18 protein-coding genes are annotated in these 19,814 nt (G+C 59.6%); 10 read left to right on the forward strand and 8 right to left on the reverse strand.

The window, feature by feature from the left end:
* A complete protein-coding gene (locus Enr13x_RS00005) occupies positions 1 to 1,110 on the forward strand; it encodes a helix-turn-helix domain-containing protein (RefSeq protein ID WP_197455667.1) in 1,110 nt (369 codons plus the stop codon).
* 339 nt (positions 1,111 to 1,449) lie between these two features.
* Here Enr13x_RS00005 and Enr13x_RS00010 read toward each other — a convergent pair whose 3' ends face one another.
* Positions 1,450 to 1,680 (reverse strand): hypothetical protein, encoded by a 231-nt coding sequence (locus tag Enr13x_RS00010; protein ID WP_145384056.1) that lies wholly within the window; start codon positions 1,678 to 1,680, stop codon positions 1,450 to 1,452.
* Here Enr13x_RS00010 and dnaN point away from each other — a divergent pair.
* The 3 genes from dnaN (at position 1,679) to Enr13x_RS00025 (ending at position 4,413) form a co-directional block, all read left to right on the forward strand.
* Positions 1,679 to 2,797, forward strand: a complete 1,119-nt coding sequence (gene dnaN, locus Enr13x_RS00015; protein ID WP_145384057.1) for a DNA polymerase III subunit beta — start codon at positions 1,679 to 1,681, stop codon at positions 2,795 to 2,797. The two genes, Enr13x_RS00010 and dnaN, sit on opposite strands and share 2 nt — an antisense overlap.
* Before the next feature lie 296 nt (positions 2,798 to 3,093).
* On the forward strand, positions 3,094 to 4,080 hold the full coding sequence (gene tal, locus Enr13x_RS00020) for a transaldolase (RefSeq protein ID WP_145384058.1): 987 nt from the start codon (positions 3,094 to 3,096) through the stop codon (positions 4,078 to 4,080).
* A 9-nt stretch (positions 4,081 to 4,089) separates the two neighbouring features.
* Positions 4,090 to 4,413 (forward strand): DUF721 domain-containing protein, encoded by a 324-nt coding sequence (locus Enr13x_RS00025; RefSeq protein ID WP_145384059.1) that lies wholly within the window; start codon positions 4,090 to 4,092, stop codon positions 4,411 to 4,413.
* Between the two features lie 132 nt (positions 4,414 to 4,545).
* On the opposite strand, the gene Enr13x_RS00030 is transcribed toward Enr13x_RS00025, so the two are convergent.
* Entirely contained in the window at positions 4,546 to 5,931 is a 1,386-nt protein-coding gene (locus Enr13x_RS00030) for a sodium:calcium antiporter (RefSeq protein ID WP_145384060.1), read from the reverse strand.
* 109 nt (positions 5,932 to 6,040) lie between these two features.
* Between Enr13x_RS00030 and Enr13x_RS00035 the strand changes: the two genes are divergently transcribed.
* Entirely contained in the window at positions 6,041 to 6,778 is a 738-nt protein-coding gene (locus tag Enr13x_RS00035) for a class I SAM-dependent methyltransferase (protein WP_145384061.1), read from the forward strand.
* A gap of 106 nt (positions 6,779 to 6,884) precedes the next feature.
* On the opposite strand, the gene Enr13x_RS38730 is transcribed toward Enr13x_RS00035, so the two are convergent.
* From Enr13x_RS38730 to cobA, 5 genes are all read right to left on the reverse strand, one after another.
* Complete coding sequence (locus tag Enr13x_RS38730; protein WP_145384062.1) at positions 6,885 to 7,286, reverse strand: hypothetical protein; 402 nt, start codon at positions 7,284 to 7,286, stop codon at positions 6,885 to 6,887.
* Positions 7,287 to 9,404: 2,118 nt separating this feature from the next.
* Positions 9,405 to 10,610 carry a molybdopterin molybdotransferase MoeA gene (locus Enr13x_RS00045; protein ID WP_197455668.1) on the reverse strand — a complete coding sequence of 402 codons (1,206 nt, stop codon included), beginning with the start codon at positions 10,608 to 10,610 and terminating at the stop codon, positions 9,405 to 9,407.
* Positions 10,607 to 11,209, reverse strand: coding sequence for a molybdenum cofactor guanylyltransferase (gene mobA / locus Enr13x_RS00050; RefSeq protein WP_145384064.1), 603 nt, complete (start codon positions 11,207 to 11,209; stop codon positions 10,607 to 10,609). Before mobA ends, Enr13x_RS00045 begins: the two co-directional genes overlap by 4 nt.
* Complete coding sequence (locus Enr13x_RS00055; RefSeq protein WP_197455669.1) at positions 11,206 to 11,523, reverse strand: carboxymuconolactone decarboxylase family protein; 318 nt, start codon at positions 11,521 to 11,523, stop codon at positions 11,206 to 11,208. The genes mobA and Enr13x_RS00055 overlap by 4 nt, the downstream gene beginning before the upstream one ends.
* A complete protein-coding gene (gene cobA, locus Enr13x_RS00060; protein WP_145384065.1) occupies positions 11,520 to 13,013 on the reverse strand; it encodes a uroporphyrinogen-III C-methyltransferase in 1,494 nt (497 codons plus the stop codon). Before cobA ends, Enr13x_RS00055 begins: the two co-directional genes overlap by 4 nt.
* A gap of 247 nt (positions 13,014 to 13,260) precedes the next feature.
* On the opposite strand from cobA, the gene rpsT reads away from it, so the two are divergent.
* Positions 13,261 to 13,524 (forward strand): 30S ribosomal protein S20, encoded by a 264-nt coding sequence (rpsT, locus tag Enr13x_RS00065; protein WP_095742495.1) that lies wholly within the window; start codon positions 13,261 to 13,263, stop codon positions 13,522 to 13,524.
* 168 nt (positions 13,525 to 13,692) lie between these two features.
* Here the strand turns inward: rpsT and Enr13x_RS00070 are convergent, their stop codons facing one another.
* Positions 13,693 to 15,654: an ATP-dependent DNA helicase gene (locus Enr13x_RS00070; RefSeq protein ID WP_145392026.1), complete on the reverse strand. Its 1,962-nt coding sequence runs from the start codon at positions 15,652 to 15,654 to the stop codon at positions 13,693 to 13,695.
* A gap of 517 nt (positions 15,655 to 16,171) precedes the next feature.
* Between Enr13x_RS00070 and recA the strand changes: the two genes are divergently transcribed.
* The 4 genes from recA (at position 16,172) to Enr13x_RS00090 (ending at position 19,802) form a co-directional block, all read left to right on the forward strand.
* Positions 16,172 to 17,293: a recombinase RecA gene (gene recA, locus Enr13x_RS00075; protein ID WP_145384066.1), complete on the forward strand. Its 1,122-nt coding sequence runs from the start codon at positions 16,172 to 16,174 to the stop codon at positions 17,291 to 17,293.
* 165 nt (positions 17,294 to 17,458) lie between these two features.
* The gene (locus tag Enr13x_RS00080) at positions 17,459 to 18,034 is read left to right on the forward strand and encodes a DJ-1/PfpI family protein (protein ID WP_145384067.1); all 576 of its coding nucleotides are present in this window, start codon (positions 17,459 to 17,461) and stop codon (positions 18,032 to 18,034) included.
* The gene (locus tag Enr13x_RS00085) at positions 18,034 to 19,470 is read left to right on the forward strand and encodes a sulfatase-like hydrolase/transferase (RefSeq protein WP_145384068.1); all 1,437 of its coding nucleotides are present in this window, start codon (positions 18,034 to 18,036) and stop codon (positions 19,468 to 19,470) included. Before Enr13x_RS00080 ends, Enr13x_RS00085 begins: the two co-directional genes overlap by 1 nt.
* Entirely contained in the window at positions 19,467 to 19,802 is a 336-nt protein-coding gene (locus Enr13x_RS00090) for a DUF971 domain-containing protein (RefSeq protein WP_145384069.1), read from the forward strand. Before Enr13x_RS00085 ends, Enr13x_RS00090 begins: the two co-directional genes overlap by 4 nt.
* The last annotated feature ends 12 nt before the right edge of the window (positions 19,803 to 19,814 follow it).

The following is a 19,814-nucleotide window of genomic DNA, read 5'->3' on the forward strand; positions in this document are numbered from 1 at the left end:
GTGAACCTGTCTCCCGCCACCCCGAAGATCGAAACGTTTCCGTTGGAGCGACCGTTGTTGCGCCAACGCTCGCGTGATGCGAAACTGGCGCGGAGCCGTGCGGCGGCGTCCCTGTCGTTCTTCATCAGTGGCGACGAGAACCGATTGGCGACGTATGTGGCTCAGTCGGAACCGACGATCGCGATGTCGCAACCGGTCCTGTTGATCGGCCCAGCGGGTTGCGGCAAGACGACGTTGGCGTTGCATTTGGCCGCCCGCATCGCCGCAACCCTTTCACTCGGTGGTGACGCCACGGCGGTCAAGTATTTTTCGGCGTCCGACTTTGCCCGCGAGTATGCCGAAGCGGTGGCGGCGGACGATTTGCCGCCGCTTCGTGAATCGCTCGACGACGCGGCCATTTTGGTGATTGATGATCTGGATTCGATCGCCGGAAAGCTGGCCGCCCAAGATGAATTGTCGATTCGCATCGAACGGCGGATCGCTGCGGGAAAGCCGACGATTTTCACCAGCAAACGGCTGCCATCGGAAACTCGCGCTATCCGTCCCCAATTGGCCAGCCGATGCGTGATCGGATTGACGATCCCGATCGCTTACCCGACGGGCGAATCGCGTTTGACGATCCTTCGCGAACTCGCCTTGCTTCGCGGATTGGAATTGTCGGACGACTTGATCGGATTGCTCGACGCCGGCCTGCGGACCGACATTTCGGTGCTGGCCCTCGACTCGGCGATCAAGCAAGTCGATTTGTATTGTCGGATGAATCAATCCGCGGCCGACGTCGTGGCGGTTCAATCGGCGATCAACGCTGCGGGCCAACGCAGCGACATCGATCTGGGAAAGATCACCCGGATCGTGGCCCGAATCTGGGGGCATCGCACCAAAGACTTGCGCAGCGGTTCGCGAAAACAATCCGTCGTCCGGGCCCGATCGTTGGCGATGTTGCTGGCCCGCCAATTCACCTCGTCCAGCTTGGACAAAATCGGCGAGTACTTCGGCGGACGCGACCACTCGACGGTTCTGCATGCGATCCGCAAGACCGAAACGTTGCTCCAGCAGGACGCCGACCTGAGTCGGATGATGGTCGAAGCCACCGAGAAGCTGGCCGCCTAGGGCTGGTTGGATCGCGGCCGATAGCCGGATAGGAATGAGCCCACCGATGGCAGCGCGAACCCACCGATGGAAAGCAGCCTGTGATCCGTTTCACTGTAACCCAGGAACATCGGATCGCACGCTCGACGTCAATGCAAACGTCCGACGCCCCTGATTCTTGATTCTTGCTTTTTTTCCAGCCGTTTGGGTGTGGAAAACGCGTCAGCACGTCGTCGGTGTCCAGACGACTGAATCGTCAGTCGAACCGGTCCCGTCCCACCATGCCGTCGGCCACTGTCAGCAACCGGGCTGGTTTCCGACCGTTCCTCGACACCAGACCGACGGCTTTTCCACTTCGGTCTAATTCGCGTAAGTGGTTTTAGGGATGCTACTTATCGCTGCCAAATGGCGTCCGCTGACGGCATCTTCGGAAAGATTACGATAACGACGATAAATAATTAAATCTAACCAGAATAGAAACCCATCGGATGAAACCGATCGCTCTGCCTCAGCCATGCTGCCCAAACCGCTGGATTGCGTTAAAACATGGACCCCGTGAATCGCTCCTCCAGCCGATTGCTTTGCATCCATGAAAATCTCCTGCTCGCGTGAACCCCTCACGAATGCCTTTTCACTGGCGGCCAGTGTCGCCCCCGCTCGGTCTCCCAAGGAGATCTTGCAGAATGTGAAAATCACCGCGTCGGGCGGCAAGCTGACGCTGACCGCGACCGATATGGAAGTCGGGATTCGATTGGAAGTCGAGGAAGGGGTGGAGATCGAAACCGAAGGCACGGCGCTGCTGCCGGTCCAACGCATGATGGCGATCTTGCGGGAAAGCAACGATGAAACGTTGACGTTGATGACCGATGATTCGGGGATTCAGGTCAGCGGGGCACGCAGCACGTTCCGGTTGCCCGGCAGCAACCCGGACGAGTTCCCGCCGGTGGTCTCGTTCGAGGAAGACAAATACCACGTGATCTCGACGCGGTTCTTCCGGTCGATGGTGCGTCGCACGGTTTTCGCGACCGACACCGACAACAGCCGCTTCGCCCTCGGCGGGGTGCTGTTGGAAATGACCGGCAATTCAGTCACGGCGGTGGGCACCGATGGTCGCCGGCTGGCGAGCATGCAGGGCGAAGGCGAATCGATCGGCGGGCACGAGACCAGCGGCACCAGCACGATCGTGCCGACGCGGGCGATTCAATTGATGGAACGGGCCGTCGACGAGAACGAAGACACGGTGGATGTCGCGGCGCGACAAAGCGATTTGTTGCTGCGAACCAAAACCGCGGTGATCTATTCACGGCTCGTGGAAGGGCGTTATCCGACGTGGCGACAAGTGATCCCCAAACGTGACGACGCGGTCCAATTGGACTTGACCGTCGGACCGGTGTTCGCGGCCCTGCGGCAGGCGGCGATCGTGACCGATCAAGATAGCCGAGGCATCGATTTCACGTTCGGCGACGGAACGTTGAAGCTGGAAGCGAGTACCAAGGATGTCGGTCAGTCGCAAATCGAATTACCGATCGCTTATGACGGAGATCCGATCACGCTGACGATGGACCATCGCTATCTGGCTGATTTCTGCAAAGTGCTCGACCGCGAGCAAAGTTTTCAGATCGAGATCGAATCGGGGGCTTCGCCGGCCTTGATGACCACCGACGATGGCTATTCGTACGTGATCATGCCGATGTCACGCGACCGATAAGCAGCCTTTGGGGCCACGCTGTGAAGCATTTTTTAGCGGTAGGGCGCGAGCCCTCCGGTGTTGTGGCAGAGAGGAAGAACCGGAGGGCTCGCGCCCTGCCGCTAAAACCTCAACAAACACATGGGAAAAAAGCTTCGCAGCGTTGCCGATTGGGGGGCGAGATCGGCCGTTGCCCCCAACCGGCGGGGATCGGCGGCCGATACCGTTTGGTCCTCCGAAGCCGACCATGCTAGGCTACCGATGACAGAATCATCTTCGAACGGACCAAGACCATTCCACTCAAGGGAACCGCGCTCGTGAACGACGTTTCAAATCCGGCCAGCCAGCTCGATCAACTCAAACGGTTCACCAAAGTGGTCGCCGACACCGGTGATTTCGAATCGATGCGGGAGTTCGCGCCGCAGGACGCCACCACCAACCCCTCGCTCATCCTGGCCGCTTCGAGCCAGCCGCAGTATGCCCACCTGATCGAACAGGCCATCGACGAACACGCCGGTGGGACGCTCAGCGGCCAACAGCGGATCGACAGCATCCTCAATCGCGTCCTGATCCTGTTTGGCAAGGAAATCTTGCAAATCGTCCCGGGCCGGGTGTCCACCGAAGTCGATGCGCGTTTGTCGTTCGATACCAAGGGCACCATCGAACTGGCCAAGCGGCTGATCGACCTGTATGCCGCCGAAGGCATCGAGCGCGACCGCGTGCTGATCAAGATCGCCTCGACGTGGGAAGGCATTCGGGCGGCCGAGGTGCTGGAGAAAGAAGGCATTCATTGCAACTTGACGTTGCTGTTTTCGCTGCCCCAAGCGATCGCCTGTGCCGAAGCCAAGGTGCAGTTGATCTCGCCGTTTGTCGGTCGCATCTACGATTGGTACAAGAAATCGACCGGACAGGAATACAGCGGTGCCGATGACCCGGGTGTCCAGTCGGTCGGCCAGATCTATGAGTACTACAAGAAATTTGATTACAAAACGGAAGTCATGGGCGCCAGCTTCCGCAACGTCGGCCAGATCATCGAGTTGGCGGGATCAGACTTGCTGACGATCAGCCCCAATCTGCTGGCCGAGCTGCAAGCGTCGACCGACCCGATCGAAAAGAAACTCGATGAAGCGACGGCCAAGCAGAGCGACATCGAAAAGGTTTCCATGGATGAAAACACGTTTCGGTTTGAACTGAACGAAGACGCCATGGCGACCGAAAAAACGGCCGAAGGGATTCGTCGCTTTGCCGCCGACATCCGCAAGCTGGAAACGATGATCAGCGAAAAAGCCGAGGCGGCTGTTTAGACACCACCGATGAACAGACCGTCGGATCCGCCGAAACCCCGCGTCCAATCGATCGGCTCGTTGGTCGGTCAATTGATCTCGCGACGCGGGTACGCACAAATCGCCGCGACCGACAGGTTCCACGAGGCGATCGCGGCGGCCGTCGGCAAGGATCTGGCGGCCGAAGTCACCGTCGGCAAACTCAATCGCGGCGTGTTGAAAGTGTTTGCCAAAGACTCGGTGACGATTCAGGAATTGACGTTCCAAAAACGATCGATCATCAAGCAGATCGGCAAGCAGGTGCCCGACGCCAAGATCAGCGACATCCGCTTCGCCGTGCTGACCCGATCGTAAAAAGCCAGCGGGACGCCAGACGTGGTCAGCGGATGTTGTACGACGTCCTTTCCAGGTCGTCGTCGGGAGTCCAGCGGACGACGGCCCGGAAGGGCCATCGTACATCAACAACCCGCGAGTCCAGCGCTGTTGCTAAAACCCCAGCGAACCCAACACCGCGTAGCCGATAAACACCAGGTACAAGCCCACCAAGACCAACGACTTTCGCAGCGTCAGTTGCAATCGGTGTGACAGGATTCCCAGCGTGATCATGGTCAAGGTCAGCAACAGGACTTGCAGACCGAATAAACCAGGCATCGGCTTGCCGTCGATCAACAGATCGATCGGTTGGCCGTTGTTGAGAAAGATGCCGGCGATCAGCGGCAGCGACAAGCAAATGCAGATGTCAAAGATGTTGGATCCAAACGCGTTGCTGACCGCACCATCGTCATCGCCACGCTTGGCCGCTCCGATCGACAGCAACGTATCGGGAACACTGCTGGCCGCGGCGGCCACAATCACGGCGACAAAGAACACGGGAATGTCCAGCGTGGTGGCGATCGAAACGGTGACTTCCACGAGCCAATAGCAGGCGATCGCGGTGATCGCGGTGGAGCCCACCAACAGGCTATAGGAGATCGACGGTCGAAGCGGGATTTGAATCCGTCCGAACAACATGCCGGCCGAGTCGACTTCCTCGTCACCTTCTTCCTCATCCTCAGGGGTATCGCCACGAAGCTCGCGGCCGACATAGTCGATCAGACTCGGTGTTGCGTTGATACCATGATCGGTCAAAGCGGATTGAATCTGTTGTTCGTCGGGCTTGTCGATCGATTGAAGCGTTTCCATCGCCACCGAGCGGGCAATTCGGTACTTACGGGCATCCATCCACAGCCAGACCAAATAGACCACGTACAGGCCGAGCAGGATGGCCGCCAGGTGCCAGGAAAGTTGCTTGCTGAACAGAAACGCGACCAACACGATTTCACAGACCAGAAACCACAATCCGTCGCGGGTGATCACGGTGCGATGGATCTCGATGATCGGTTTCCGGTGCCGAGTCAACGCGATGGCGATGCCGCAGAACGCCGGGATCAAGATCATGTTATAGACAGCCGATCCGGCACAGGTCGCGATCGTCGCCCCAAACCCTTCGCCGGCGTGCAGACCGGGTTCCCCCGGCGGCGCCAAAACCGAAGCGTTCATGGCGTACAGGACGAAGAAAAACCCGGTGAACAGCTCCGGTAGCGAACTGGCAACCGCGTCCAGCGTCGCGCCCCGAACACTGCTGGGGATCCGCCACTGTTCGCCCAGAAACTGCGCCGCGTCGGCGAACGGATCACAAGCTTGCCAAATCACGATCGAGATCATCGCGATTTGAAACACCGCGAGCGTCAAGTTGGCCCCGACCGACGTGGGAGCCAGACTCGCCCAACCGTAGCTGGCGCACAGGCCGATGAAGCAGCCGATGGTGGCCCAGACGGCGAGGCCGAGGCGAGAGTGGGAGGGGGGAGAATCAGACGGGGCGGAATCAGACAATCGACGCTCGGGATGAATGGTGGACGGTGCCGGACGAAACGAAGTGTAGTAGGGAGGGAAAAGTTTGCGGATGGGGCGCAGGAAAACGGTCGCATGTTACATTGCCGACATGACACACGCCGACTCAGCCGAAATCCACCCCGCGGACCCGCCCGCCGACCTCCCCACCGAATTGATCGCCACCGCCGACCGATTGCTCGATTGGCGCTGGGAAGACACCCCGATCGCGGGCCAATCCTGGCCGCTGGCGGTCGCGGCGGATCCCGATGCGATGCTGATCGATGCTTGCAAACGGCAGGATAACGGTGAACAGGGGGTCATCGATCCGTTTTGGGCGGCGACCTGGCGGGCGGCTTCCGGCTTGGACCGTTTTTTAGAGACTCAACAACTCGACGGTCAATCGGTCTTGGAATTGGGCTGCGGAACCGGGCACGCGGGCATTTCCGCCGCACTCCGCGGTGCCCACGTGACGCTGACCGATGGAGTGGAAGACCCCCTGCACCTGGTCCGGTTGAGCAGCCACCCGATCGCGGATCGTTGTGAGATCCGGCGGTTGAGATTCGGGATCGATCGGCTGGACCGAACGTTCCCGATCATCCTGGGCAGCGACGTCACCTACCTGCGGCAATTGTGGCCGGAGCTGGAGCAATGTTTACAGGATCATTTGGCTCCCGGCGGCGTGGTCTTGTTGAGTGACCCGTACCGCATCATCGCCAACGAGTTCCGCGAGTGGATCGGCAAGCGGCCCTGGAAATACACCGAACACAAGCTGGAAATGAAGGACGACCCCGAACACCCGATCCGGGTGATGGAATTGCACGCGATTGATCCCCACCAAGTGGCGTAAGCTTCCAGCTTGCGATCGCGACACCGTCAGGTGGCGGCGTCCACCACCGACAGCCCGATAATCCCTCATCGAAGTCATCGCTCGAAGTATTGTGGTTGTGTGATCGTTAATCGCTTAGTCGATCCCACCATCCAAAATAGACATCGAGCGTCTCTTTCAAAGTTCGATGCTTGTGCTCGATCGCGTACGAGTACAAATAAGCTGGGGGTAAGTACAACGCGAGGTGCAAAAGATTGCTGTCCATATTCGGTCGTTCAAAAGCGAGCGCAGGCCCAGACAATCCAACGACGAACATGACGAACAGAATAAGGAGCAGCGGAACACGCACGAGTGCAACTCGAAGTCCCGGCGTATTGACGACAGATCGGCGGTAAACAAGTGCGAACGGTAGAGGAGTCAGGAAAACAATTGTTAACGCCAGTCCCGAAGCAACCCGGAATAACAGAATCCACAATGCCGATAGGGTGCAAGCAATCAGCAGTGATCGGATCGACAGTTGGATCGGCATGGCAAGTAAGGACTGTCGGAAGTGTGGGGGCATAGGGGTAAGCCTCTTTGTTGACTAAGTTGCATCAAAGAGACCTGACCCCTTTTGTGTGGGCATGTTCGCGAGGCTTGGCAACGCCAGCGACAAAAGAATCACGACTGCGAAAAACGCCCGACTCATCATTCGATTTCCTTGATGGCGTAAGGTTCCGATCACGGGGCGGTGACGAAAGTCTGTCCATTACGAATCCGCTCAACGTCGTCGCTCTGTGCCAATGTACTCGATCGCAATCGCCGTGGGCATCTCGCACTCATGGCGCTGCCGTTTTCGCTGGACAGCAGCGACGAAGCCCGACCCCCGGTGGCTGACACCACCGGCAGACACTGTACCGGCCGTCCGGGCTTGAGACACGTTGCGGCTCGGCGACTTTGCATCAGCCCCTCCAGCAAAAACGTCAGCACAGCAGTCCACGCTATCCCGGAGGGATCACAGCGATTAGCCGGAGGTCAGCGTAGCGCCACCTCCGGGCAACACCCTCGAGCCTCCCCTCGACCCGGGGCGGGGTCGCAGCAAATCCCGACACCCCGCCGTGATCAGCTTCCCGCTCAATGGAACCCCCAAAGACTGACGGGAAAATCGATAGCGATCACCGTCGGCAAGCCGTTTTTCCGACCCACAGAACCCAGCAGGAAGGTAGGAAAATTTCGGGTAGAAAAACGGATGCCCGCAAAACGACACTCCCGGCAAACACCCAACTCTCTTTTCCTACCCAAAATGTTCCTACCTTCATCTCCAGCCGGTGCATCGCCCGCGGGTCATCAGCAGTACACCCGATGCTCTTCGCGTTGAGAAAGTTGGCAAGTCAGCCAACGCAATCTCCCGCAAGGACGCACCAAAAGCCGCCGTGGCACCTTGATCGCACATTAACCGTCGAAGCGGAAAGCCATTGGGTGAACTTCAACGACAGAAATCACGGGGGGGACGGGCGAAGATCTTGCAAGCAGACCATTAAACACGACTCCCATGTATGTCATGGTTCGTCCGCTTTGTCTCGCGATTGCGAGAGTTTTTTATGGTGACCGTCGTGAACGACGAATAGGTGGCATTGGGGGAGTTCGGTCAAGATACGATCAATGTCAGCGTGGGAAAGTTCGCAATCCTCAAACGCAATTCCAACCCATCCCCGCATGCTGTTTGCAACTGTGAGTCCGCGTAGTTGGCCGGGGTCCGGAACGGAGGTTAAGGTGATGCGATATTCGGTACCCAATGGCCAACAGGGGAGCGAGCCGTAGCGTCCACCAATGGTGTTGACCGCGTGTGAAAGCTGTCGCTCTTTCCGTGAGACGTTCAAGTAGTCAAGCAGGAGGACGCAGGCGGCGACCACAAGTACGGCAAGTGTGAATCGAATCAATCGGTTCATCTCAGCATTTCACCGTGGTCAGTAATGCAGACCTGTCAGACGAATGCATGGTTCGCGCGTCCGGCCACGACGACGGCCCGTGCCATCGTCGCTCTGTGCCAATGTACTCGATCGCAATCGCCGTGGGCATCTCGCGCCCCTAACGCTGCCGTTTTCGCGGGACAGCCGCGACGAAGCCCGACGGGCCGGCACAATCGGTCTGTTGGCGCCCTGGAGCGATGGACACCGGAAGATTGTGTCGGCCCGCTGGGCCTTGGGCATACCTTGGAATCCGACCCCCGGTGGCTGACACCACCGGCAGACACTGTACCGGCCGTCCGGGCTTGAGACACGTTGCGGCTCGGCGACTTTGCATCAGCCCCTCCAGCAAAAACGTCAGCACAGCAGTCCACGCTATCCCGGAGGGATCACAGCGATTAGCCGGAGGTCAGCGTAGCGCCACCTCCGGGCAACACCCTCGAGCCTCCCCTCGACCCGGGACGGGGTCGCAGCAAATCCCGACACCCCGCCGAACGCAGCCTCCGGCGAAATGGAAACCCCAAAGACCGACGGGAAAATCGGTAGCGATCACTGTCGGCAAGCCGTTTTTCCGATCCACAGAACGCAGCAGGAAGGTAGGAAAATTTCGGGTAGAAAAACGGATGCCCGAAAAACGACACACCCGGCAAACACAACGCGAGTGACGGGGGAGTCCTGCGCCGCTGGATCACACGATGGACTCACCAACCAAACATCGGCCAAGGACCGGTCGTGGTGGTCATCGGCGGGACGGCGACGTATCCATCGCTGCGGCCGAGCGCGACGAGGTCGCCGGATCCCTTGGCGGGCACTAGTTCGGCAGCCCCGGTCGCTGTCGTCCGGGCGAGCAACATCGCGTGCAAGGGAATCGCTTTTTGCGGCGGCTGGTCGAGCGTCACCAGCGCTGGCTTGTCCGCCCAAGTTTGCTTGCCGGCGATCCGGCGCAGCAGTGGCAACACAAAGCGATGGCAGTTGATCGTCGCGCTGACCGGATTGCCGGGTAGCCCGACGATCAGTTTTCCGTCTTGGGTCGCGGCACCCAAAATCGGTTTGCCGGGACGAATCGGTAGCCCATGAAACACGATCTCGGCGCCCAACTGTTCGATCGTTTCGGGGACATAATCATAGTCGCCCATCGAAACACCGCCTGTCATCACGACCACATCGCAAACGGCGATCGCGGCGGCGAGCGAAGCTTGCAACGAATCCCGATCGTCCTTGACATGTTCGGCGGTGTCGACCGTCGCCAACGCATGCTGGTGGAGCATGGCTTGAACAGCGGATCGATTGCTGTTTCGCAACTGCCAAGGTTCCAGTTGTCTTGTCGCCGGATCGACAACTTCGTCACCGGTCGTCAACACGGCGACTTTGACGCGGCGGTAACACTCCGGTGCGGTGCAGCCAAAGTTGGCCAGTGCGGCGACAACGGCCGGTGTGATTTCCGTTCCAACGTCCAAGACGCTGGAACCGATCGGAGCGTTTTCACCGCGGCGTCGAATGTGGCTGCCGGGAACCGTCGCATCAATCGGCGCCGGCAAGAATCGGATCGATGCATCCAGTTCCTCGGTGTCTTCGCGTTTGACGACGGCTTCACACCCGTCGGGGATGATCGCGCCGGTGAAGATCCGTACGACTTGCCCATCCACCATCGCCGGCGGCGCCGCACCGGCTTGGCTGATGCCGCTGACCGGAACATCAGCGTCGGACTGCAAATCGGACATTCGGATCGCGTAGCCATCCATCGCCGACACGTCCGCGGCCGGACTGTCACGATCGGCCACGAGGGGTTCGGCGAGAATCCGTCCGACATGATCGGTGGCATGCTCGGTATCACGCACGACCGACAGTCGCTCGGCCAGCGCCGCGATGGCGGTGTCGGGGTCGGTGAATGGAAAAGGCTGTTTCATGGCTGGGGTGAGTGGGAATCCAGATCGGAAGGCGTATTGATGTTGCGGCATGATTCCGCCGAGAGCGGAATGGTGATGATCGATAGCGATCGCAACAGCCGTCGAGGACTGTATTGTTCCTCATCGATCGACCGGTCGATGACGTCGAAGAGCGTGACAGGATAAATCGCGATCAACGGTTCGGGGTGATCGGGCGTTTGTTGCGAAACGGCACACACGACTTGGTCGCGATGGTTGGCGAACGCATCGATCAGCGTTTGTAGATCCGTGGAGGTGAGAGAGGGCGTGTCGACCGGAGTGAAGACGCAGGCATCGAAGCCGTGTTCCATCGCGAAGGATAACGACGCATGAATGCCGGAGATCGGACCGTGGGAATCGGGCGGGTCGGGGATGCGTTGAACGTCAATGTCACGTTCCGGAGACGAGGAAACGCAAACGGTTTGGCAGTGTGTTTGCAGTCGGCGGCAGGCGTGGTCGAGAAACGTTTGCCCTTGTCGCGTCGTCAACGCCGCTTTGTCGCGTCCCATGCGTTTGGACGCGCCGCCGCAAAGGACGACGCCGAGTAATTTGGGAGCGTGGAGCGGTACGGGGGTGTTCACGACGCGTCTTGCTTGTCGATCACGTCTTCGACCCAGGACTTGGCTCGCATCATTGTTGGGAACCCGATTGTCGGGGCGGAGACGACTGCGACATGACGCAGGTCATCGGGCGTGCAGCCGGCTTCGAGTGCCTTGCGGCAGTGCGAGTGGGCGGCGCCTTCCAGGCCGGCGCCCAGTGAGATCGCCAGCTTGACCAGGGCGACCTCGCGGGCCGATAGCGGACCGGCTTCTTTGGCGGCTTTCCCGAATGCCTCATAGGTTTGCATCAGGTCGGGATAATCCGCATGCATTTTCTTGTAGCGTTTGGGAATCATGATTGTTGAACGATCTCGTTGAGGAGGGCTTCGATGGTAAAGGGATTCGCAACGGCGTGAACGTTCAGCCCCAGGTCTTCCAAGGCGTTGGCGGTGACGGGTGAGATCGCGGCGAGTCGCACCTGTTTCAACCGGTCGCCATACAAACGATGCAAGTTGTTCGCCGTCGCGCTGCTGGTGACGGTGACCCAGTCGATCTTACCATCGTCCATCGCCTCGATGATCGACGGATCGGCAGAGTCGACGTCGACATTTTGATAGGCGATGACTTCGTGCACCTCGGCTCCGGCTGCCTTCAGCTTGCTGGGCAATTCGTCGCTTCCACGGCTGGCGCGGACGATCGAGATCGACCGACCGGCCGCCGTGGATTGCAACTGGTCTGCCAAGGACGTGGCCCGATAGTCGTCCGGTAGGATGTCGGTGCGAATGCCCTGTTCCAATAATTTCAGCTGCGTCTTTTTTCCGATCGCGGCGACGGACGTTCCGGCCAGCCTGCGGGAGTCGTACTGCAACGCGTGCAGGCGACGGAAGTAGTGTTCCACGCCGTTGGTGCTGCAAAAAATCAGCGTGTCGGTCTCATCGAGGTTTTCGATCGAATGGTCGAGCGCGGTGAAGTCGTCGATCGGTTTGACGGCGATCGCCGGTGCGATCAGGGGATAGCCGCCCAGGTCACGGATCGCGTCGGCCAGCGCGTCGGCCTGATCCGCCGGACGGGTGACCAGGATGGTTTGACCGTGCAGCGGCCGATGCTGGACCCAGCGCATCGAATCGGCCAGCGTGGTGACTTCACCGACGATCGCGATCACCGGCGGGCGAAAGTTGCTCGCCGGGGTGAGCCGCTGGGCGACTTCATCCAGTCGGCAGTGGAGCGTGGTTTGGTCGGGCAGACTGCAGCGTCGGATCAGGGCGGTCGGGGTCGAGGGGGCTTTGCCGGCGCTGATCAACGCGTCGGTCCAAACTTTCGCGGTGGTCACGCCCATGTAGATCACCAGCGTGCCGGGAAATCGGGCCAAGGCGTCCCAATCCAGCGCCGATTCGCTCTTTCCGGGTTCTTCGTGACCGGTGACCAGGGCGACGGCGGAGGCCAATTTTCGGTCGGTGACGGGGATTCCGGCGTAGGATCCGGCGGCCAGTGCGGCGGTGATGCCGGGGACGATTTCGAAGGGGATCCCGGCCTGATTCAAGGCGTCGACCTCTTCGGAGGTGCGGGCAAACACGGCCGGATCGCCGCCTTTGAGCCGAGCGACGGTCTTTCCCAAGGCCGCGTGGCGGAGCATTTCCTGGATGATTTCGTCTTGCCGCCAGATCCGCGATTGCCCGTGTTTTCCGACGCAAACGTGCTCGGCGGCGGGTGCCAGGGCCAGAATTTCGGCGTTGCTCAAGCCGTCGTAGAGCACGACGTCGGCCCCCCGCAGGCATCGAGCCCCCCGCAGGGTCAGTAATTCCGGGTCGCCCGGACCGGCACCGATCAGATAAACAAGTGGTTTCATGCCGATAATTGAGCGTAATGGGCGGGTTTTTCGTAGTCCCGGAGCGCCGGGAACGGGCGACAAAACAGAGTTCCAAGTTGACTCTGGACAGGGAGACCAGGCATCGCCATACTACGCGGCCCTCAAATTGGGCGAAATCAAGCCCGTGGGCGGCGAGTGCGCCAACTGTCAGCCAAGAAGTACGAACTGGACTCTCGGCCGATCGTCCCCTGAAACGAACATTTTCCGGCAACCATTACGTAACGAAATGCCAAACACAGCGAGTGCCAAGAAACGGCTCCGTCAAAACGACAAGCGACGCCAACACAATCGTACCCTCCGCAGCCGGATGCGAACGCAACTGCGCCGTGTCCGTGAAGCCGTCGCGGCGGGCGACAGCGAAACGGCCCAGTCGGAATTTCGCGTCGCCAGCAAGCGACTCGATCAAGCTGCTGCGAAGAACTTGATTCACAAGAACGCAGCGGCGCGCAGCAAGAGCCGACTGAGCAAGTTGGTCAAGTCGGTCGCGTAGTTTTTCTCTCGTTCCCGGGCTCCGCCTGGGAACGCGATGGATTGCCGGCTCCCGCCGGCTGACTGGCAACGCGGGAGGCGGGAGCCTCCAGAACCGTGTGTTCCCAGGCCGGAGCCGGGGAACAAGGTTAATGGCGTCGCAGCGAGCGCAAGCTGGAAGCTTACGCCACTAGCGCTTTCGTGGCACTTTGGAGACGAAGTGCACCGGTTGGTCCGGTAGCGATTCCAGGAACAGTTTGCCGTAGCGTTTGGTACAGACGCGGGGGTCGAGCACGACCACCATGCCGCGATCGGAACGCGTGCGGATCAAGCGGCCGACGCCTTGGCGAAATTTGATCGCGGCTTCGGGCAACTGATAGTCGGTGAAGGGATTGCCGCCGCTTTTCCGAATCGCATCGAGTCGCGCTTCCAGCAGCGGGTGGTCTGGAACGGCAAACGGCAGCTTGGTGATGATCACGTTGGTCAACGCATCACCGGGGACATCGACGCCCTGCCAAAAACTGTCCGTGCCGAACAACACGCCGGGGCTTTTCTTGAACGCGTCGACCATTTGCGAGCGACTTTGATCGCCGCCTTGGGTGTACAGCGACAGATTCTTCGACGCCAGCCAACTGCTCAATCGGCTGGCACATTGCTTGAGCAGCCCGTAGCTGGTGAACAACACGAACGCGTGGCCGCCGGAATGTTCGACGAACCGTTTGATCTGGTCGGGCAACGCGCGTTCGAACGCGTCACGCTCTTTGGACGGATCCGGTAGATCGCGGACGACGACGATTTGTGATTGCTTGGGGTAATCAAAGGGGCTGCCGACGCGGACCGACAATCCACCGGTCAGTCCCACGCGGGAGCGAAAGAATTTGAACTTGTCGTCGTTGCCCGATGCGATCGTCGCGCTGGTCATCACCACGCTGCGGATCATCTTGCTTTGGAACAGACACTCGCGCAATGCCGATCCCACGTCGATCGGGGACGAGGAGAGTTGCACCCGGTCCATGCCGCTCCGCGTGGGTGTGGCTTCGACCCAGAAAACGGTGTCCTCATCCTCCTGTTTCAGCCAGCGATCCAGCGACGAGCTCAGCAACATCAGGCGGTCGTGCGAGGATTCGAAATCCATTCGATCCGACTCTTCTTTCTGTCCCTGAGCCTGGGTCAACAGCTTCAACGCCAACTCCTTCATCGGCTTGGACAGCGAATTGCGGACCACGTCGGGCGCGGCGACGCGACCGTTGCCGGGTGCGTGATCGCGCCGCCAATCCAGGATGTCGGCAAAGAACGTGCTGTGGGCAAATCGCAGCCGGTCGACTTCTTGTTGCAGCCCGCGCAGGTCCTTCTCGACCAACAATCCTTTCTGTTTGCGGTCGTTGTACAGCCGATCGAACAAGAACGTGAATTGCCCGCTGGTCATCCGCAGCCCGAGGTGTTCGCCTGCGACGGCTTCGGCGGTATGGCATTCGTCCAAAATCACCGCGTCGTAGTCGGGCAACAACGCCACGCCTTCGTTGCGGAGGGCGAGGTCACTGAAGAATAACGCGTGGTTGACAATCAACAACTGCGCGTTGGTGGCTCGTCGACGGGCCCGAAAGTAGAAACAGTCTTTGAAGTGGTTGCACTTTTTACGCAGACAATTGCCGGTGTCGCTGACGATTTCGTCCCACACTTCACGGTCGGGTTTGAACGGCATCGAGGCCAGGCTGCCGTCGCCCGATTCGGCCGCCCATTTCTGGGTGTGGCGAAGTTGTTGGTACTGGATGTCCGACCCCAGCAGCGAAGTCATCTTGCCCACCGTTCGCTCCAGCCGTCGCTTGGACAGATAGTTGCTCCGGCCCTTGACCAGCACGCTAGAAAACTCGCGGGGGATGACGCTATTGAGCAGCGGAACGTCTTTGGCAATCAACTGCTCTTGCAGACTGATCGTGTGCGTCGAAATCAACACGCGGGGGCGTCGCGTTTTTTCGTCGGAGGTCTTAATGATCGGTTCGCCGGTCGCGTGCAGCACGGCCGGGACCAGGTAGGCAAAACTTTTCCCGGTGCCCGTTCCCGCCTCGGCGACCAAATGCTGACCCGATTGCAGGGCCTTGGCGACGGCGTTGGCCATCTGCAACTGCTGCTCGCGGGGCTCGTAATTCTGCATCCGTGCCGCGATACGCCCCTGGGCGCCGAGAATGGAATCGACAGTCAGTTCGTCTTCGCTCAATCTAGGGGCACGTGAGTGGGGCAAGCGGTCGGGTGTTGTCTACCCAACTAACATACGGGCGGAGATCATCAAGCGGAACTCGTCCGCATCGAGATCGAATCACCGAGTCGATCCCACCGCTCTGCCACTGGGACCCCCGTTTGCTAGCAAACTGGTCGGACAGGGGGTTCTGTGCGGGGGCGTACAGTGAAGGCGTACAGTGAAGGCGTACAGTGAATCGATCCGCGGACGATCTCGGCGGATCAAGGCGAATGACCAGAGGTGTCTCGTCGGCGGCGATAAATCGGATGTCGCCGACGGGTTTTCCACGTCGGTTTGGTTGTGACAGGCGGCGCCCGCGGTTAAGTTTCTGGTGGCGTCGCGAACCGCTCCGGGGGGTCCGGTCGAGCGGAGTGGCGTGTGGGCTTTTCCACTCGTCGGACTTTTCCACTCTGGAATCAGAAGGAATCAAAACATGGCAAAGAAGAAAGCAGCTGCAAAGGGTCCCAAGGTGGATCCGAATTTGAAAGCCGTTTTGGAGCGCGAGCCGGGCTTGGCGACGACTCTTCAGCAGATCGAAAAATCGTTCGGCGAAGGATCGATCATGCCGCTCGGCGCGTCGACGCATTTGGACATCGAAGGCATTCCGACGGGCAGTTTGTCGCTGGACATGGCACTCGGCGGACAGGGGATTCCACGCGGCCGGATCATCGAGATTTTTGGCCCCGAATCCAGTGGTAAGACGACGTTGGCGCTGCATGTCTGTGCCGAGGCTCAAAAGAAAGGCGGGATCGCCGCGATCATTGATGCCGAACACGCGTTTGACCCCAGTTGGGCGAAGAAGCTGGGGGTCGAATTGGACACGCTGTTGGTCAGCCAGCCGGGCAGCGGCGAAGAAGCGATGCAGATCTGCGAGATGCTGGTCAAAAGCAACGCGGTCGACACCATCGTGATCGACTCGGTCGCGGCACTGGTTCCCAAGAAAGAACTGGAGGGCGAGATCGGCGACAGTCACGTCGGTTTGCAAGCGCGACTGATGAGTCAAGCGATGCGAAAGCTGACCGGTGCGATCGCCAAGAGCAAGTGCGCGGTGATCTTCATCAACCAGATTCGGGAAAAGGTCGGCGTGATGTTCGGCAGCCCCGAAACGACGCCCGGCGGACGGGCGCTGAAGTTCTACAGTTCCTGCCGGATCGATGTCCGTCGGATCGGTGCGCTCAAAGACGGCGAGGAGCAAGTCGGGCAGCGGGTCAAAGCCAAGATCGTCAAGAACAAGGTGGCACCGCCGTTCCGCATCGCCGAATTCGACATGATGCACAACAACGGCATCAGCTACGAAGGCGACTTGTTGGACCTGGGAACGACCCACAAAGTCGTCAACCGCAGCGGTGCTTGGTTCAAGTACGGTGAAACCTACCTCGGCCAGGGCAAGGAGAAGGCGCGGAACTTCTTGATCGAGAACACCGACGTGGCCGAAGAGATCAGACAGAAGGTGATGGCAGCCGGCGGGTTCGGTCCACCGGCGGACGAAGCACCGATGATCGACGACGCCTCCGAACTGGACGTCGAAGCCGGCGAAGAAGTCGCCAATTCGTAACGCCCTACGTGGCTGAAATAACCCTCCCTGGCAGGGAGGGTCGAGCGCAGTCGCCAATTCGTAGGTTAGGCTGTGCCTGACGGCTCATTGGCATGCTCGGCATGCCCTACACGGTTGATTTCGCCGCCCGCCCTCACCTTCCTCCCCCTCCCCACCGATCCCACCATGAGCCAACCCAAAGTCTTGATCATCATCGGCGACGCGACCGAAACGCTCGACACGATGTATCCGTACTACCGACTGATCGAAGCCGGGTTCCAGCCGGTCGTCGCCGCGCCGGAAAAACGTCTGTATCAGATGGTGATGCACGAGGTGAAACCGGGCTGGACGATCACCAAGGAATGGGAAGGCTACACGTTGCAAGCCGACGTGGCGTTCTCGGAAATCGATCCCGACGATTACTTGGGGATCCTGTTCAGCGGCGGACGCGCACCGGAGTACATTCGTTATGACGAAGATCTGGTGCGGGTGACCAAGCATTTCTTTGCGCACGACAAACCGATCGCCAGTGTTTGTCATGGCGTGGAGATTCCCGCCTATGCCGATTGCGTCCGCGGTCGCCGAATGGCCACGGTGGGCAAATGCAAGTTCGATCTGGAAGTCTGTGGCGGGACGTTTGTCGACGAGCCCTGTGTGGTCGACGGCAACCTGGTCAGCGGGCGAACCTTTCACGACAACGGTCACTACATCGGTCCCTGGATCGAATTGCTCCAAAAGGCTCGACAACCGGTCGACGTTTGATGTTCTCCAACCGCCGCGTCCCCTGGATGCTGATACTGCTGGCGCAGTTCAGCTTGGTCGCCCACGGTGATGATCGCCCGAACGTGGTGATGATCATCTCGGATGATCAGACGTTTTCCGATTTCGGATTCATGGGAAATGCAGTCGTCCAAACGCCGCATTTGGATGCGTTGGCGGCCCGATCGGCCCGGTTCCCCAACGGCTATGTCCCCTCGAGTGTCTGTCGCCCTTCGTTGGTCACGCTGCTGACCGGTTTGTACCCGCACGAGCACGGTGTTCATTTCAACCATCCGCCGCCGGGTTTTTCAAAGCTGACCAAAACATACGATCGCGATCGGTATGAAGCGGCCAGAGAAGCCGCGGCGGTGCTGATCCGAAACGTCGACACGTTGCCCCGACTGTTGGCATCAACCGGGTACCGTTGTTTGCAGACCGGCAAATACTGGGAAGGTCATTGGAAGAACGCCGGCTTTACCGCAGGGATGACGACTTCGAAACCCGTTCCCGGAGCGCGGCACGGCAACAAACAGCTGGCCGACGGGCAATGGGTGGCGCACGGCAACGGTGATGCCGGATTGGCGATCGGCCGCGAAACGATACAGCCCATCGAAGACTTTCTAGGCGACGTCGGTTCCGATCCATTCTTCATCTGGTACGCGCCGTTCTTGCCGCACCTACCGCACGACAGTCCGAAACGGTTCTTCGATCTCTACGATGAATCGATCCCCGATCATGAACGGGCCTACTACGCCGCCTGCAGCCAATTCGATCAGACCGTGGGTGAGTTGATCGAGAGGGTCGAGAAACAATCGTCCGCTCGGAAGACTTTGTATGTGTTTGTCGTCGACAACGGTTTTCGACCGGATCCGAAGCAACCGATGCGGGACGGGTTGGGTTACAACTACACGCATCGCAGCAAACGCTCGCCGTTTGAAGACGGATTGCGCACTCCGATTCTGTTTCATCTGTCGGGACAAACCCGAGCGGCGACCCACGAGTTGCTGTGCAGCAGCGTCGACATCGTGCCGACGGTTTTGCAGGCCTGTTCGATCGAGATCCCGGCGCCGATCAGCGGTCGCAGCCTTTGGCCGTTGGTCATGGGAAACGCGTCATCGATGAATCCGGAGCCGGTGTTTGGCGAGATCTATCCCGGCGATGCCAGCGTGTTGGGCGACCCGTCGGTAGACATCGCGTATCGTTGGATTCGTGACGGTGACGACAAACTGATCGTTCCGCACGCAAACAACGGGAAAGTTTGGGGAGGTTACGGAGACGCGCTCCAGCTGTACGATCTTGCCGACGATCCGAACGAGCAGCACAACTTGGCAGCCGATCCGGCAGTTCAAGAAACGCTCGGCAACTTGCAAACCAAACTCGATGCGTGGTGGCGTCCGGAGCGGAGCACCGCGTCGGCAACCCCGACTGGGAAACAGTGACTTTGGATATTCTTCCCGAATCAATTGCACGCGATGGCGAGTCCGCGATCGTGATCACGTGGACCGACGGCAAAGTCACACGGTTGACCGCCAGGCAGCTCCGCCAAGCTTGTCCGTGCGCGACGTGCCGAGAGAAAAAGCGGGCCGATGAGTCGGCCGATGAAACGCCATCGAAGTCACTGACGTTGCCGGTCTTGAAAGCCGAAGAAGCCCGCCCCTTGACGATCACGTCGATGCGACCGGTCGGTTCGTACGCCTACAATATCGCCTTCAGCGACGGGCATTCCTCGGGCCTGTTCCCGTTGACGATGCTTCACGAACTCGGGGCGTGAGTCGGTGTCCCA

Source organism: Stieleria neptunia (assembly GCF_007754155.1).
Classification (GTDB): domain Bacteria; phylum Planctomycetota; class Planctomycetia; order Pirellulales; family Pirellulaceae; genus Stieleria; species Stieleria neptunia.